General features: G+C 66.0%; 13 protein-coding genes and 1 pseudogene. 7 read left to right on the top strand and 7 right to left on the bottom strand.

Going from position 1 to position 14,705, the window contains the following annotated elements; genetic code table 11:
• Positions 1-2: 2 nt before the first annotated feature.
• Both LDB05_RS19620 and ppsA read left to right on the top strand, forming a co-directional pair.
• Positions 3-902 carry a PhzF family phenazine biosynthesis protein gene (locus tag LDB05_RS19620; protein ID WP_226005659.1) on the top strand — a complete coding sequence of 300 codons (900 nt, stop codon included), beginning with the start codon at positions 3-5 and terminating at the stop codon, positions 900-902.
• A 289-nt stretch (positions 903-1,191) separates the two neighbouring features.
• The gene (ppsA, locus tag LDB05_RS19625; protein WP_226005660.1) at positions 1,192-3,540 is read left to right on the top strand and encodes a phosphoenolpyruvate synthase; all 2,349 of its coding nucleotides are present in this window, start codon (positions 1,192-1,194) and stop codon (positions 3,538-3,540) included.
• A 114-nt stretch (positions 3,541-3,654) separates the two neighbouring features.
• Here the strand turns inward: ppsA and LDB05_RS19630 are convergent, their stop codons facing one another.
• Positions 3,655-3,864, bottom strand: coding sequence for a hypothetical protein (locus LDB05_RS19630; RefSeq protein WP_226005661.1), 210 nt, complete (start codon positions 3,862-3,864; stop codon positions 3,655-3,657).
• A gap of 82 nt (positions 3,865-3,946) precedes the next feature.
• Between LDB05_RS19630 and LDB05_RS19635 the strand changes: the two genes are divergently transcribed.
• Positions 3,947-4,591: a DUF456 domain-containing protein gene (locus LDB05_RS19635; protein ID WP_226005662.1), complete on the top strand. Its 645-nt coding sequence runs from the start codon at positions 3,947-3,949 to the stop codon at positions 4,589-4,591.
• A 17-nt stretch (positions 4,592-4,608) separates the two neighbouring features.
• Here LDB05_RS19635 and LDB05_RS19640 read toward each other — a convergent pair whose 3' ends face one another.
• Complete coding sequence (locus tag LDB05_RS19640) at positions 4,609-5,268, bottom strand: ArsR/SmtB family transcription factor (protein WP_226005663.1); 660 nt, start codon at positions 5,266-5,268, stop codon at positions 4,609-4,611.
• Positions 5,269-5,423: 155 nt separating this feature from the next.
• Positions 5,424-6,188: a hypothetical protein gene (locus LDB05_RS19645; protein WP_226005664.1), complete on the bottom strand. Its 765-nt coding sequence runs from the start codon at positions 6,186-6,188 to the stop codon at positions 5,424-5,426.
• Positions 6,189-6,436: 248 nt separating this feature from the next.
• On the opposite strand from LDB05_RS19645, the gene LDB05_RS19650 reads away from it, so the two are divergent.
• Both LDB05_RS19650 and LDB05_RS19655 read left to right on the top strand, forming a co-directional pair.
• The gene (locus LDB05_RS19650; RefSeq protein ID WP_226007942.1) at positions 6,437-6,832 is read left to right on the top strand and encodes a DUF5802 family protein; all 396 of its coding nucleotides are present in this window, start codon (positions 6,437-6,439) and stop codon (positions 6,830-6,832) included.
• Between the two features lie 29 nt (positions 6,833-6,861).
• Positions 6,862-7,794 carry a Vms1/Ankzf1 family peptidyl-tRNA hydrolase gene (locus LDB05_RS19655; protein WP_226005665.1) on the top strand — a complete coding sequence of 311 codons (933 nt, stop codon included), beginning with the start codon at positions 6,862-6,864 and terminating at the stop codon, positions 7,792-7,794.
• A gap of 21 nt (positions 7,795-7,815) precedes the next feature.
• On the opposite strand, the gene LDB05_RS19660 is transcribed toward LDB05_RS19655, so the two are convergent.
• The 3 genes from LDB05_RS19660 to LDB05_RS19670 all read right to left on the bottom strand — a co-directional run bounded on the left by LDB05_RS19660 (position 7,816) and on the right by LDB05_RS19670 (position 11,367).
• The gene (locus LDB05_RS19660; RefSeq protein ID WP_226005666.1) at positions 7,816-8,010 is read right to left on the bottom strand and encodes a hypothetical protein; all 195 of its coding nucleotides are present in this window, start codon (positions 8,008-8,010) and stop codon (positions 7,816-7,818) included.
• 407 nt (positions 8,011-8,417) lie between these two features.
• Positions 8,418-10,532, bottom strand: a complete 2,115-nt coding sequence (locus LDB05_RS19665; RefSeq protein ID WP_226005667.1) for an IucA/IucC family protein — start codon at positions 10,530-10,532, stop codon at positions 8,418-8,420.
• A gap of 97 nt (positions 10,533-10,629) precedes the next feature.
• Complete coding sequence (locus LDB05_RS19670; protein ID WP_226005668.1) at positions 10,630-11,367, bottom strand: NAD(P)/FAD-dependent oxidoreductase; 738 nt, start codon at positions 11,365-11,367, stop codon at positions 10,630-10,632.
• 187 nt (positions 11,368-11,554) lie between these two features.
• Between LDB05_RS19670 and LDB05_RS19675 the strand changes: the two genes are divergently transcribed.
• Together LDB05_RS19675 and trkA are read left to right on the top strand one after the other, a co-directional pair.
• On the top strand, positions 11,555-12,076 hold the full coding sequence (locus tag LDB05_RS19675; protein ID WP_226005669.1) for an SRPBCC family protein: 522 nt from the start codon (positions 11,555-11,557) through the stop codon (positions 12,074-12,076).
• A 235-nt stretch (positions 12,077-12,311) separates the two neighbouring features.
• On the top strand, positions 12,312-13,649 hold the full coding sequence (gene trkA / locus LDB05_RS19680) for a Trk system potassium transporter TrkA (protein ID WP_226005670.1): 1,338 nt from the start codon (positions 12,312-12,314) through the stop codon (positions 13,647-13,649).
• A 12-nt stretch (positions 13,650-13,661) separates the two neighbouring features.
• On the opposite strand, the pseudogene LDB05_RS19685 reads toward trkA, so the two are convergent.
• Positions 13,662-14,698, bottom strand: a pseudogene (locus LDB05_RS19685) (NAD(P)/FAD-dependent oxidoreductase).
• Between the last annotated feature and the right edge of the window lie 7 nt (positions 14,699-14,705).

Raw genomic sequence — 14,705 nt, forward strand, 5'->3', positions numbered from 1 at the left:
GTATGGAGACGACTCGGATCCTGCAGGTCGATGCCTTCACCGACGAACCCCTCACCGGAAACCCGGCGGGCGTCGTCCCGGACGCGGACGGGCTCTCGAGCGAGCAGATGCAGGCGATCGCCGCCGAGATGGCCGTCAGCGAGACGGCGTTCCTCCGCTCGAGCGAGACGGCCGACCGTCGAATCCGCTACTTCACTCCCACGCAGGAGGTCGACCTCTGCGGTCACGCGACGATCGGGAGCTTCGCTCACCTTTCCGACGAGGGTCTCGAGCCGGGGATGACGACCCTCGAGACGAACGTCGGGACGCTCGATATCGAGGTCGAGGAAGACGGAACGGTCTGGATGACGCAGGACGAGCCGACCGTTCGCGAGGTCGAGGTCGGCTACGACCGCGTCGCCGACGCGCTCGGCGTCGACGCGGCCGCGCTCAAGGGCGCGAGCGACGATATCCCGCTTGCGGTGTCTTCGACCGGCCTTCCCTTCCTGATCGTCCCGATAACCTACCTCTCGGACGTCGGCAACGCCGAGCCCGATATGGCCGCGATCGAGGCGCTCACCGACGCGGTCGATGCGACTGGCGTGTATCTCTTTACGTTCGACGCCCTCGAGCCCGAATCGACTCTCCACGGTCGAATGTTCGCGCCGGGAGCGGGCGTTCCGGAGGACCCCGTCACCGGCACCGCGAGCGGAGCCGTGAGCGCGTACCTCGACCGCTTCGGCGCGTTCGACGACGACATGCCCGAGGAACTCCTGCTCGAGCAGGGGCACTACGTCGACCGCCCCGGCCAGGTTCGCGTGCGCCTCGACGATGCGGTACGGGTGGGCGGTCGGGGTGTAACCGTCCTCGAGGGCTCGATCGTCGTCCCCGAAGACGACGACGAGGAGATCCTCGAGGCGTGAGTCAGGGTACGTTCTCGGGGAGCGGATCCGGCGGGTCGTGACCGCCGGTCGGTCGCATCGCCGCGGCGTTCGACGGGGTCGATTTCTGTGGCCGCCTCGTTCGGTCGCCTCGAGTCGCGGGCCGATTGTCGCGTATCGGAGCCGGTAAGCCCCGATTCGTCCGGGCCCGTCAGCTCCGGAAGCGCCCCGCAGACGCCGCAAAATACAGGGATTAATTCGCTTTCGAGTTGCGATTGGGCGCCGCTGTTCGCAACCTTCTTTATTCGCTCCGGTGACCATCTCAGTAGAGATGGCTGTACTCTGGCTGGACGAGATCAGTTCCGGCGACCTCGAGAAGGTCGGCGGTAAAGGTGCCTCCCTGGGCGAACTTACGGGTGCGGGGCTGCCCGTTCCGCCGGGATTCGTCGTGACTGCCGGGACCTATCGATCGTTTATCGAAGAAGCGGAAATCGACGAGGAGCTGTTCGCGGCCGTCGACGTCGACGTCGACGACTCGGCGGCGCTGGCCGATGCCGCGGATCGCGCACAGGAACTCATCATCGAGACGCCGTTCCCCGACGAACTGCGCGAGGAAATCCTCGAGAGTTACCGCGAGGTCGGCGACGGGGAGGCGTTTGTCGCCGTTCGATCCTCGGCGACGGCCGAGGACCTGCCCGACGCCTCGTTCGCGGGCCAACAGGAGACCTTCCTCAACGTCACCGAGGAAGACCTGTTGAACCGCGTCCGGGAGTGTTGGGCGTCGCTGTTCACCCAGCGAGCGATCTACTACCGCCAGGAGCAGGGCTTCGATCACTCGGCGGTGAACATCGCCGTCGTCGTCCAGCAGATGGTCGACGCCGAGAAGTCGGGCGTGATGTTCACGAGCCACCCCTCGACGGGTGACAAGACGATGATCATCGAGGCGGCGTGGGGACTGGGCGAGGCCGTCGTCTCCGGCGCCGTCTCGCCGGACAACTACGTCATCGACCGCGAGGATCGGTCGATGGACGTCACCGTCGCCGAAAAGAAGGTGATGCACGAGAAAGACGAGGCGACCGGCCAGACCGTCGAACGGGAGGTCCCCGAGGACAAGCGCACCGCGCGAGTCGTCTCCGACGACGAGATCGACGATCTGATGGACCTCGGCGAACGCGTCGAGGACCACTACGGCGACCCGCAGGACGTCGAGTGGGCGATCGTCGGCGGTGACGTCTACATGCTCCAGTCCCGCCCGATCACGACGATCGACGAGGACGAAAGCGACGCCGCGGACCCCACCGGCAGCGTCGACACTGCGACGGGCCTGACCGACGGCAGCGGCGGCGTTCAGTCGGCCGACACCGACAGCGCCGGTGCCGGCTCGGACGCAGGTGCGACTGGTACCGGCGACGTCATCGTCGACGGACTCGGCTCGAGTCCGGGGACGGTCAGCGGCCCCGCGAAGATCGTCACCAAACTCGACGACCTGGCGAAGGTCAGCGAGGGCGACATCATCGTCACCGAGATGACGATGCCCGACATGGTGCCCGCGATGAAGCGAGCCTCGGGCATCATCACGGACGAGGGCGGCATGACCAGCCACGCCGCCATCGTCTCCCGGGAACTCGGCGTCCCCGCCATCGTCGGCACGACCAACGCGACGACCGTCCTCGAGGACGGGCAGGTCGTCACGCTCGACGGCGACAAGGGCGCGGTGCTCGAGGGGAAGACGGTCGACCCCGACGAGGAGACCGAGCCGGTCGAGGAAGTCCGGCCGCAGTCGCCGGTCAAACCGATGACCGCGACGGAAGTCAAGGTCAACGTCTCCATTCCGGAGGCCGCCGAGCGCGCGGCCGCGACGGGTGCGGACGGCGTCGGCCTGCTGCGGACGGAACACATGATCCTCTCGCTGAATCAGACGCCCGAGAAGTTCATCGAGGAAAACGGCACGGACGCCTACACCACCGAACTCGTGGAGGGTATCCGCGGCGTCGCCGACGCGTTCTACCCGCGTCCGGTCCGCGTGCGCACGCTCGACGCCCCGACCGACGAGTTCCGGCAGCTCGAGGGCGGCGACGACGAGCCCGCAGAGCACAACCCGATGCTCGGCTACCGGGGCATCCGGCGCTCGCTCGATCGGCAGGACGTCTTCGCCCACGAACTCGAGGCGTTCCGCCGGCTCTACGAGCTGGGGTACGACAACGTCGAGATCATGTTCCCGCTGGTCAACGACGCGGAGGACATCTACCGGGCCAAGGAGTGCATGAAACAGGCGGGAATCGATCCCGAGAAGCGAAAGTGGGGTGCGATGATCGAGACGCCGGCGTCCGCGCTGTCCGTCGAGGGGATGGCCGAAGCGGGCATCGACTTCGCTTCCTTCGGGACCAACGACCTGACCCAGTACACGCTCGCGGTCGACCGGAACAACGAACACGTCGCCGATCGCTTCGACGAACTCCACCCCGCCGTGTTGCGCCTGATCGGCGACGTCATCGAGACCTGCCGAGAACACGACGTCGACACGAGCATCTGCGGGCAGGCCGGCTCGAAACCCGAGATGGTCCAGTTCCTCGCAAACGAGGGAATCACGTCGATCTCCGCGAACATCGACGCCGTTCGCGACGTCCAACACGAGGTCAAACGGGTCGAGCAGAAGCTGTTGCTCGACTCAGTTCGCTAACGGGTCGACGGCGTTTTTTTACCGGGGAGAAGTGGCACTCCGTTCGATTGATCCAGTTTCTACGACTGCCCTCGAGTCGCCGTTCCGGATCGAACCCCTCGCCGAGCGATGTCGTCACCACGGGTACGCGTGTCCGGCGGCGACGAGAAAGACGACCCCGATCGCGACGGCACAGACCGCGATCGCGAGCCCGAGCACTCGCAGCAGGTCAGTCATCAATTCCGGATACTCGGGCTGGGGCTCGAGGTTCGCCACGAGCACGTAGATGAACAGGCCGGTCGCGACGGAACACAGCCCGAACACGGCCGTCGCGGCCCAGGTCATGGTCACAGTGGGATTGCGATTCCCCTATACCCTCCGGCCGCGTGGGGAAAGGCCCATGACGGAGGCTGACCTCAGTTGACATATGAGCGACCGCTCGGACGAGGTGACCGAGACCCGGGACCGAGACGCTCCTGCTACCGACGACCTCCTCGAGGAGACGGAGCGGCTGCTCTCGGACTCGGACGTCGACGCCGGGAACCGATCGCCCGAGTCCGTGGACGGGTCGACGGATCGGGACGGCGATAGCGACCTCCGTGATTCGTCCGTCGGCGTCGATCACCGACCGGCCGACGGTCCCGAACCCGTCGCCGACTCCGACGGCGAGACCGAGACGGGGTCGTCGCGCTCGTGGCTCTCCCCGCTTACGTCGCGACTCTCGTTCGGACGGTACTTTTCGCCGAAGGCGTTCCTCGCACTCGTGGGTGTCCTCAGTGCCAGCCTGCTGGCCGGTGACACCGTGTTGCCGATCGCCGGTCGCATGATCGGCATGTTCGCCGCCGCCTTCACCGTCGGCCTGCTCGCCTCGAAGCGGCGCTACCTCGAGGTCGGCGCAGCCGGGGTCTCGGTCGGCGGCGTTGCAGCAGTGCTCAATCACGTGTTCATCGCCGCCGCCGGCTCCGGCCAGCGGGTCGTCGCGGTGGGCGCGACTGTCGGACTCCTCGCGTCCCTCGTGGGCTACTACTTCGGCCGGGATCTCCGCGACGGACTCTCGAAGGATATCGAGTGATTCGCGTTACGGCTCTCCTACCCGCTCGTCGTCAACTCCCAGCCGCGCTCCGTTCGGCGAACGACGCCGTTGTCGGCCATCACCTCGAGCAGTTCCGCGACGACCTCGCGGGGCGCGTCGATGTCCTCGCTGAGTTCGCCGACGGATTTCGGCTTCGTACGAACGCTCGCGAGGAGATCGGCGTAGATCCGGCTCTCCGGGCCGGCGCCGACGGTCTCGGAAATACTATCGAGCACGTCGTGAAGCCGGCCCTGCACCCATCGCTGAGCGAGTGAGAGTTCGTTCTCGAGTTGTTCGAGGTCCTCCAGCGCGGCGAGGAGTTCGTCGAGATCGTCGGTTTCGTCCCAGGAGTCGTCGAAGGAGAGGTGTCGACACGTCGTGATGTCGAAGCTGCTGTTCGCCGGATAGGCGCTCTTGCTCGCGAATCCGTACGGCGAGACGTTCACCTCGAGCCGGACGTTTCGAGCGATGTGGAAGTACTTCCGCCGCTGGTCGTCGACGCGGCTCTCGATCAGTCCGGCCTCCTCGAGTTTCCGGAGGTGTTCGATCACCGCCTTGGGACTCACGCCGAGGTATTCCGAGATTTCGGTGACATAACAGGGTTTGCGGGCGAGCAGCCGAAGGATCCGTCTTCGGTTTTCGTTCCCAAGTAAATCCAACAACGCGGCGGAGTCCATCGAACGCTGGTAAGTGATCGCCGCTGAAAAGCGTGTCTGCTCGCCGGGCGCGAGCTATCGACTCCGTTCCGTGGCCGTCGGATGAAAAATCGCTGCCACCACCGGTCGGATCAGACGCGTCCAGTACCGTCCTCGCGGGACGTCCGACGTTCGATTTACTTGTCGGGAGGGCCGCCGTTCGACGAACCGGACGACGTTCCTGTCGATCCTTTCTCAGGGCCGTTTCCCGTTCCCTCGCTGTCAGGGCCGTTTCCCGTTGCCCCGTTGTTTCCACGGGTGTCGTCCTTTTTGGATGCCCCCTCGCCGGCAGATGGACCGCGGTCGTCCGGCGGTCCGGCGCCGACGCCGGGTGACTTGTTAGACTTCGACAGTCCTCGAGCGACCGCTGCGGTTCCGGGGCCGGCGTCCGCCGAGGCGTTCTGTCGAATGGACTGTGCGTCTCCTCGAAGCTCTTCGAGCTCGGTTTCGTTGACGCCAGCCTCGCTGGCCCGATGCGCGGTTCTATCGATCGACCGCTCGAGGCTCGCGATTTCGACCGTCAGCTTCGCCATTCGGGATCGGTACTCGCCACGGGAGAGGTTCTCTCGCTCGTCCCGGAGCGTTTCGCGTTCGGCCTCGAGCTCGGACAATCGATCGTCCAGTTCGGCGGTTCGATCACTGACGACGGCGGCTCGACTATCGTTGTCCGCAGTTTCGTACGCTGCGTCGAACATCTCGGACTCGACCGTGTTCTCGGTGTCGGCCGCGTTCGCCTGCATCAACGTCCCGACGGACGCGTTCGTCGTTGTCGTCTCGGATTGGTCGGATTGGGTTGGTTCGGCCACTAACGAACCCACGACGGCACCGCTCGCGAGCGGTGCGATCGTCAGCCCGACGACGGTGAGGGTTACGAGGAGGGCGACCGACCGAGTGGTTGTCATCGAGTTCCTCGTTGTCCGGTACATAATAAAAAGGCGAACCTTCGTTCGAACCGTTTACTCGGTTCTGCTGGCGGTTGAAATCCGTTTTGAGCGTTCAAGAAGGCCACAATTTCCGTGATCGGATCGCGAAACCGATCGGCAACCGATCACCGATCGGCGCGGTGCGTTCGAGAGATCGGTCTGTTAGCGCGACGATTTAAACGTATCCGCAAACAGTTATACCTGTTCGGTCCATGATACCAAGTAGCATGTTCGAGGTGTTCTCGCGAAGCTATTATCTCGGACGACTCTACGTGACGCCCACCCACGGGGATCACGCACTCATGGACAGCGAGCAACACGAGCGGATCAACGAGGCGGTGTACGCGACCGGTGACGGGCTCGAGCGCCTCGATACGCCGCTCGTGATGAAGCTCGAGTCGCGGCACTTCCCGGTTCACGGAGGGACGAACGTCCCGGCGAACACGCTCGCGCTCCCGGAATCGATGCTCGAGGGAACCGAGGTCAGGAACCCGCCCTCGCTTCGGGAGGTCTTCCTCGCCAGGCGAGAGCGCGCCCAGCAGTTGCTCGCGTTCACCGGCGCGTGGCGCGACGGCGGGAGCGTCGGACCGACCGACGACGACCTGCCCAACGCCGGAACCTAAAAGTACGCGCGCTGCGCGTGTTCGGCCGGATGCTCGATGAGCTGCTCGGCCGCGCATCGCTCAAGGACCGAATCGACGAGCTCGAGGCGGAGAACGAGCGGTTACGAAACCGATACGAGGCGGAATCCGAACGGCGAGCCGACGCTGCGACCGCCAGACAGGATGCCGAAGAGCGGGTCAACCGGCTCGAGGACCGGATCGCCCAACTCGAGGGGGATCTCGAACGGGGTTCCGACGCCGAATCCGGAGTCTCCGTCCGTCGGCGCGATTTCCTGCGCGGTGCTCGCCTCGAGGCGGTGCTCGACCGACTCGCCTCGTTCCGAACGGGTCCCGAAGGGGCGTTGACCGTCGGCGTGGGCGAGGACGGACTATCCGAGTCCGTTCGCGACGACCTGACGGACGTTCTCGGTGATCGGATCACGCTCGTCGACGACGCCGCGCCGTGTCTCTGCTGCGTCGACGACGCCGGCGTGCTCGCGGTGACCCTCGAGCCGCCGATCGCTCCCGACCGCGACGCGACCTGGAGCGACCGGTTCGAGCTCGAGCGCGAGCGGTTCCTGCCGACCGGGCGACACGCAGTCGCACTCGTCCGAACCGATCTGTTCGCCATCGGGGTCTACGAGGGCGACGAACGCGTCGACTACCGCGGCTTCGAGAGCGACGTGAAGGGAAGTCACTCGAAAGGCGGGTTCTCGCAGGCGCGGTTCGAGCGGATCCGCGACGGGCAGATAGACGACCACCTCGAGCGCTGTCGAGACGCCCTCGCCGCGTACGAACCCGGCGGCGAGTCCGCCGACACGCCGCTGTACCTCGTCGGACAGCGCGGCACCGTCGACGCGCTCGTCGAAGAATCAGCTCTCGAGCCGACCGCGACGGCCGCCGTCGACGCGACCGGCGACCCGAAACCCGCACTCGAGGATGCAGTCCGTTCGTTCTGGACGACCGAGTTACGGGTGGTCTGAGCGCCGTGCCCTCGTCGCTCGCTAGTACCCGCCGCCGTCGTCGAAGCAACGGCCGCATCTGTTCACGTCATTATCGCCGGTCGCCTGCTCGACGGTGATCAGTCGCAGGTGCTCGTGTGCGACGTGGGAGGTCGCCCCACAGCTCGTCTGGAAGTCCGACTGGCCGGACTCGTACTTGTGGATCTTGTTTGTCGTTTCGTTCAGGACACCGTCCATGTCCAATGTTGTCATTCGCCATCTATATAAGAACGTCGTCCGTTACTCGATGAGTATCGATCCGCTGGTGAGCCGTTCGGGGGTGGGGTGACGGTGCCGCGAACGAAAACGGGTTGCAGTGGGAAACCGGAACGATGCGGTCGATAAGCCGCGGAATTGAACCGATTCCGATACGTTTTCCGGTCCGAATCACCATACCTCGGCCGAGTATGTCCGACTTCGAAACCGTCACGTGCGAACAGTGTGGTGACGATTTCACGACATATCCGGACTCCGAGGCGGCCGACCGCGGATTCGGTAGTCCCACGTGCGCCCTCGAGGCGACCTGATCGACGAGCAGCTGCCAGCTATCGTTTTCGAACGCGACGGGCGGGCCAGATCCGTCCAGACTGCATCGATTAGCCCGTCTATTCCGAGACGTCGATTCGGTTCCGACCGGCGGAAGAGAGCGGGTTCGACACGTCGCTCGTGACGTACTCGTGGCGCTTGCCCCCGAGTCGCATCGCGGTCAGTGCTTTGTGAATCGCTCGCTCACCGAACAGCGCCCGTTCGTCGCGGCGAACCCTCGATTCGGGAACATCCGCTTCCGCGCGAATCCGTTCGAACGCGCGGTCGCACTGCTCGCGGATCAGCCGCCAGCAGGCCCGCTCGTCGACGCCCGACTCGTGGCCGATCGTTGCGACGAGTTCCGCGAGGTGGTTCTGGAAGAGTGCGTAGTACAGTTTCCGGTAGAGCGCTTCCGACCCGTCGGCGTCCAGATCCGACTCCGGATACGGCTCGAGCGAGAACCCGTGCTCCGCGAGTCGGTCGCGGTGAACGCGGATCCCGCCCAGATCGCGAACCAGCGTTGCGATCGGGCGTGCGTCGTCGACGTCGAAGACGACCAGGCTGTTCTGGAGGTGACTTTCGAGGGCGATCCCGTACACGCAGAGCAGTCGGAGCTGTTCGGGGACGACGACGCGGGCGTAGTCGGCGACGAACTCGAGTGCCACCTCTCCGGTGCCCGTCGCCGCGTTCGCCCCGTATCGATCGATCAGATCGCAGACGAGTGGCCGTCCGCTGGCGGGCGAGTCGGCGACGAGGCTCGAGGCCACGACCGGCATGGTGTCCTCCGTGACGAGCGGGTGCGTTCTGGGCGGCGTCCGCACCAGTCCGGAAAGGTGGCGGGCGTCGTCGAACGCCTCGCCGCTCGTGTGGGGGCCGCCGGACGGATAGTAACACGTCGCGGCGGGTTCGGCCAGCAGTCCCAGCCGCTCGAACGATTCCCGTCGCTCGATCGATCGCAGGACGGCGGTCACCCGCGGGCCGTTGGCCACGGCCTGCGGCGACAGCGTTCGGACGACGTTCGTCGTCTGGACGGGAATCGCGAGCTTGCAGTGAGGAAGCGGGCCGTCTCCGGTTCGGTCGGTTCCGTGTGGCACCACCGTTCGGAGGTTCAGCTGTGGCGTCGCGGGACGTGCGTACTCGGGGATCGGAACGACGCGGCCGTCGGCGCGCTGACCGGCGTAGCGATCCGGAACCGTGCGATGGTACTGGAGGGAATGGACGGGAACGACGGCGTACTCGCTCGGATCGCGCGTCGCGGGCGCGGCCCGCTCGAGCGCGCCCGCGAGCCCGTCGAACGTCTCGAGCAGCCGCCGCGTCATGCTATCGAACCCCGGCGTACGCGTTTCGAGGGCGTATGCACGGTCGATCGCGACGAACCGGAGATCGATCCGGTCGGTGAACTCGGGTGCGTACGCGAGTCCGTCACCGGGAGTCATCCCGCGCCGGATCTTGCCACTGGGATGGAACGGGTGCCCGTCGGTGACGATCCGTTCGAACGACGCGGCGGCCGTCGCGGCCGAAATATGGATTGGGATACCCTCGAGCGGCGATTTCGATTCGTCGTCCGGAACGCCACGCGCCTGAACGGCCGACCCGAGCCGTGCGAGCGCGAGATTGGCGACGCTCTCGGCGACTTCCGCCCGGATCCGCTCGGCCTGCTCCGCGTCGCTGAACGCACCCTCGCACTCGAGCGGTGGGACGAGATCGACCGGGTGCGAGACGCGCTCGAGAACAGTCCCGGTCGGCGACCAGCGATTGACCGGCCCCGTCAACCGAAACCGATCGTAGCCGTGCGTCGCCGCGATCCCGGCGCACAGCGCGCTCTCGCTCGCGGGCAGTGGGACGAACGCGACCTGCCGACACTCCTCGGGGAGCGACGCGACGACCGGTCCCAACCGGTCGCGATCGAGCGCAGAGAGCGGTTCGGGCCCGTCCGGAAGAGGCCGAGCTGCCGACGACTCGAGCGAGACGAACTGCACGTCGGGAAGCTCGGCCGGATCGCCGCGCAACAGCCCGCGAACGAATCGATGCAGGATCTCGCGGCGCGACTCCTCGAGCGCCTCGAAATAAGCCCGTTCGGCCGGCATCGCGAGATAGTTCGTCCGTACGTATCGCGTCGCGACGCCGAACGCGGCTCGTTCCGCGGCCGTGACGAGGGGACTGCGACCCGGATCCGATTGATTCGTCCCGTTCATGGGTTCAAAACAGCCAGTACGGGCTTCGATACGAACCGTGTTAACTCACCGGGGGCGTCCGACCGCTGTGAACGCCTGCAAACGCGTCGGTCCCCAGTCAGTCCCGATCGACGCTCGGGTGCATGGTCGGCTCCTCCTCGAGCGGGGACGAAAACGCCTCGAGCATGCGTTCACGAGCACGTTCGTCCCGCTCCCGCCGTTCGGCCGCGTCGATCTCTTCACAGCCCGGTGGGACCTCGCGGTCGCGGCCGGTGAAGTACCCCTCGGGGACGACCCAGTCCTGATAGAAGGGAACGTCGGCATCGTAGAGGACTGCGAGTGCGACTTTCGCTCCGTGACCGGCCGCGATGATAGCCTGGTGGGGTTCGTCCGCGATTCGGCCCGCGGCGTAGACCCCGTCGACGGCCGTTCGCCCGCCCTCGTCGACGCTCACGAAGTGTTTGTTCCCCCGCTGCATGCGGCCGACGTCCAGCGGCTCGAGGTAGTCGCTGTTCGGCCACGAGGCGGCGACGACGCGACGCGCCTCGAGTGGCTCGCCCCCCGCCGTCTCGAGGACGAACCCGGCCTTCAGGTCGTCCTCGACGGCCGGTTCGGCGTGGGTCACGCGCCCGAGTTCGAAGTCGGCACCCGCGTTTCGCGCCTGTTCGCGCGTCAGTTGCAAATGGCGGCGCGCGTCGACGCCGTTCGGAAAGCCGGGGAAGTTCTCGAGGCTGGCGTTTCGCGCGAGGATGGACTCTCCGCCGTCGACGACGAGCGTATCGAGTCCCGCGCGAGCAGTGAAAACCGAGGCGGTGAGGCCGGCGACGCCACCGCCGACGATACAGACGTCTCGCATGGCACCTCGTTGACCGTCGGGAGTATAGAAGGTTGCCGGTGTCCGTTGGGTCGGCGTACGCTCCGAGTACCGGAACGGACCGTGTTTTTACCCGGCGCGTCGAATCGATAGAAGAACGGATCGGCTCCGCGGCGATCGAGACGGATAGTATAGCAATCCTTACTTTCCGACCCGTTCTACCACCGGTGTGGACAGAATTCTCCTCAGTACGCTCGCCCATCGGTCGCCCGAGGAGGTCTTTCCGTACGTGCAGTCCTTCCGGGAGTATCCGCGGTACACGGATCACCTGAAGGACGTCCGGGTCAACGGGGACGGTGGCGTCGGCTCCGTCTACGACCTGCGGCTGGTCTGGTGGAAGCTCAGTTACACCGCCCGCTCGCGAGTGACCGATATTTCTGCGCCCGAGTCGCTCACGTGGGAACTGGTCAACGATATCGACGCCCGCGGCGAGTGGCGCGTCGAACCGGAACCGGAGTCAGCGCCGGCGGACGCGGAGACGGCGAGTCGGATCTACTTCGAGGCCGTCTACGATCCTTACTCGGCGGACAAAAACGCCATCTCGCTCCCGCGGTTCGTCTCGCTGGACTGGGTCGTCGACAAGGTCCAGCCGAAACTGCTCGGAGAGGCCGAAACCGTCGTCGAGCGGCTGGTCGCGGACATCGAGGGCCGTCCTCGAGACGTCGAGTTGACGGTTCACGAGATGCCCTGAACGTACCGTTTGAGTACAGTTTCTCGTCCGATCGGTCGCCGCCGGCTACGACGGATGCGGCCAGATCCGTCGGTTCCATATTCACCTGTACTCTCGAGTCCGAGGGGCCGCACGAGAACAACGAACTCCAGCCCCCTCGATCATGGCAAACCCACTTACTGTCCGACGGTGTCACTCGTGATATGACCGGGAGTGGCATCGGTTTCCGTCCGCGGTACTGGGGGGTGAGATCCTGATGCGAGTGCTCGTCGTCGGAGCGGGCGAAGTCGGATCGAATATCGCCGAGAGTCTCGACGACGACCACAACGTGGTCGTCATCGATACGGACCCCGACCGCGTCGAGTCGATCACGTACTCCGCTGACGTGTTGGCGATTCGCGGCGACGGGACCTCGATCGAGACGCTCCTCGAGGCCGGCATCGAAGACGCGGATCTGGTCATCGCGAGCACCGACATCGACGAGACGAACATCGTCGTCTGCGGCGCGGCGAAAGCGGTCGGCGACCCGTTCACGATCGCTCGCGTCAAGAAGACGAACCTCCTCCGGACCTGGGAGCAGTCGAAAGGGGCATTCGGCGTCGATTTCATGGTCTGTACGGATCTGCAGACGGCCGAGACGATCGTCCGAATCGCCGGCCTCCCCGGTGCACACGACGTCGAAACGTTCGCGGACGGACTCGTTCAGATGGCCGAGTTCGAGATCCAGGCGGACAGCCCGATCGCCGGCGAGACGGTCTCCGAAGCCGACCGATTCGAATCGCTCACGTTCGCCGCGTTGATGCGCGGTGAGGACGTCGTCATCCCGCAGGGAGACACGGTCATCAGGGAGGGCGACGGGGTCGTCGTCATCGGCTCGCGGGAGAGCGTCAGGGCGTTCGCGGGGTCGCTGACGACCGAGCCGACGCTCGAGGACGCCCGCGAGGTCGTCATCGTGGGCGGCACCGAAATCGGGTATCAGGCGGCCCGACTCTTCGAGGCGGAGGGTCTCGAGCCGCGACTGGTCGAACAGGATCCGGAACGAGCCCGGGATCTGGCCGAACGGTTGCCGGGAACGCTGGTTCTGGAGAGCGACGCGACCGATATCGACTTCCTCGTTCGGGAGCACGTCGACGAGTCCGACATCGTCGTCGCCGCGCTCGAGGGCGACGAACGGAATCTATTGGTCTCGCTGCTGGCAAAGCGTCTCGGCGTCGAGCGCACGATCGGGATCGTCGAGTCGGGCGAGTACGTCGACCTCTTCGAGACGGTCGGGATCGACGTCGGCGTCAACCCGCGGCTCGTCACCTCCGAGGAGATTACCCGATTCACCCGCGACCAGCCGACGGAGAACGTCGCGATGCTCGAGTCCGATCGCGCGGAGGTCCTCGAGATCGAGGTCGACGCCGACAGCGTGCTCTTCGAGACGCGGATCCGGGACGCGATGGCCGACCTGCCCGGCGGGGTCGTCGTCGGCGCGATCAGCCGCGACGGCGAACTGATCACGCCGCGGGGAGGAACGGTCGTCGAAGGCGGCGACCACGTCGTCGTCTTCGTCGATACCGCGGTCCTCGACGAGGTCACGTCGGTGGTGTGAGTCCCCGTCCATTCAGTCGATGTTCGCAACCCGGTCGGCGACCTCGAGACCGTTCCGAAGCGCCGCGTGGAGGCGGGCCTCGCCGGCGACCCAGTCCCCGAGACAGTACAGGTCGTCGGATTCGGCCAGCTGCAGGGGATCGCGGGCGACGCCGTCCTCGGGCAAGGCGTACCGCCATCCCTGGTCGTCGGTCCAGTCAGGGTCGCGCAGCCGGTCGTCGTCGAGGAGATCGGCGGTCAAGGCCGCGAGGCGCTCGCAGTTCACGGCCGGCGGCTCGTCGTAGCGCTCGACCGACCACTCGTGGTTGGCCTGCACGATCAGCAGCGACTCGCTGTCGGGCACGTGGCCGGGTTTGCACTCCTCGCGGCCGACCCAGCCCACCTCGTGGTCCTTGTCAGTGTTGACGAGCGCGTAGTAGGGTCGCTCGAGTTCGAAGGGATAATGGAAGACTCCGGTCCAGATCGTTCGGAACGGGATCGCGTCGATCGCGTCGACGAGCGAGTCGCGGACGTCGGCCTCCCAGCGGGCCGATCGCAGTAGCTCGGCGGTCTGCGGGGCGGGCGGGTTCAACAGGAGCGCGTCGTACGGCCCCCAGCGGGCTCCGTCGGTATCCTCAAGGCGCCAGTTGCCGTCGTCGGTTTCGTCGGTCCGGATCACCGTCTCGACCCGCGTCTCCCGTTCGACGGTCGCGTCGGTGCGTGCGAACAGTCGCTTCGCGATCTGTGTCAGCCCCTGCCGGTAGGTCCATTTGTGCTCGTCTCGATCCTCCCCCTCGGAGACGTCGCCGTCGCTGTCGAAGGTCCAGACCGGATCCGTAATGTCGACCAGGCCCTCGGTATCCAGCGTCTCAGTCAGTAGTTCGACGACCCGCTCGTCGTCGGATTTGACGTAATTCGCGCCGTAGTCGTAGACGACGTCGTCGCGGCGCGGCCACAGACCCCGCGGGACTTCTCGAGGACGGTTATCGCTGGCTCCTCGAGCGTCTCCTCGAGGGCGTACGTTGCGGCAGCGGCGGCTGCGCCCGCACCGACGATTCCGATTCGCGTCATGGTCGCA

This window comes from Natrinema salinisoli (assembly GCF_020405205.1).
In the GTDB taxonomy this organism is placed as follows: domain Archaea; phylum Halobacteriota; class Halobacteria; order Halobacteriales; family Natrialbaceae; genus Natrinema; species Natrinema salinisoli.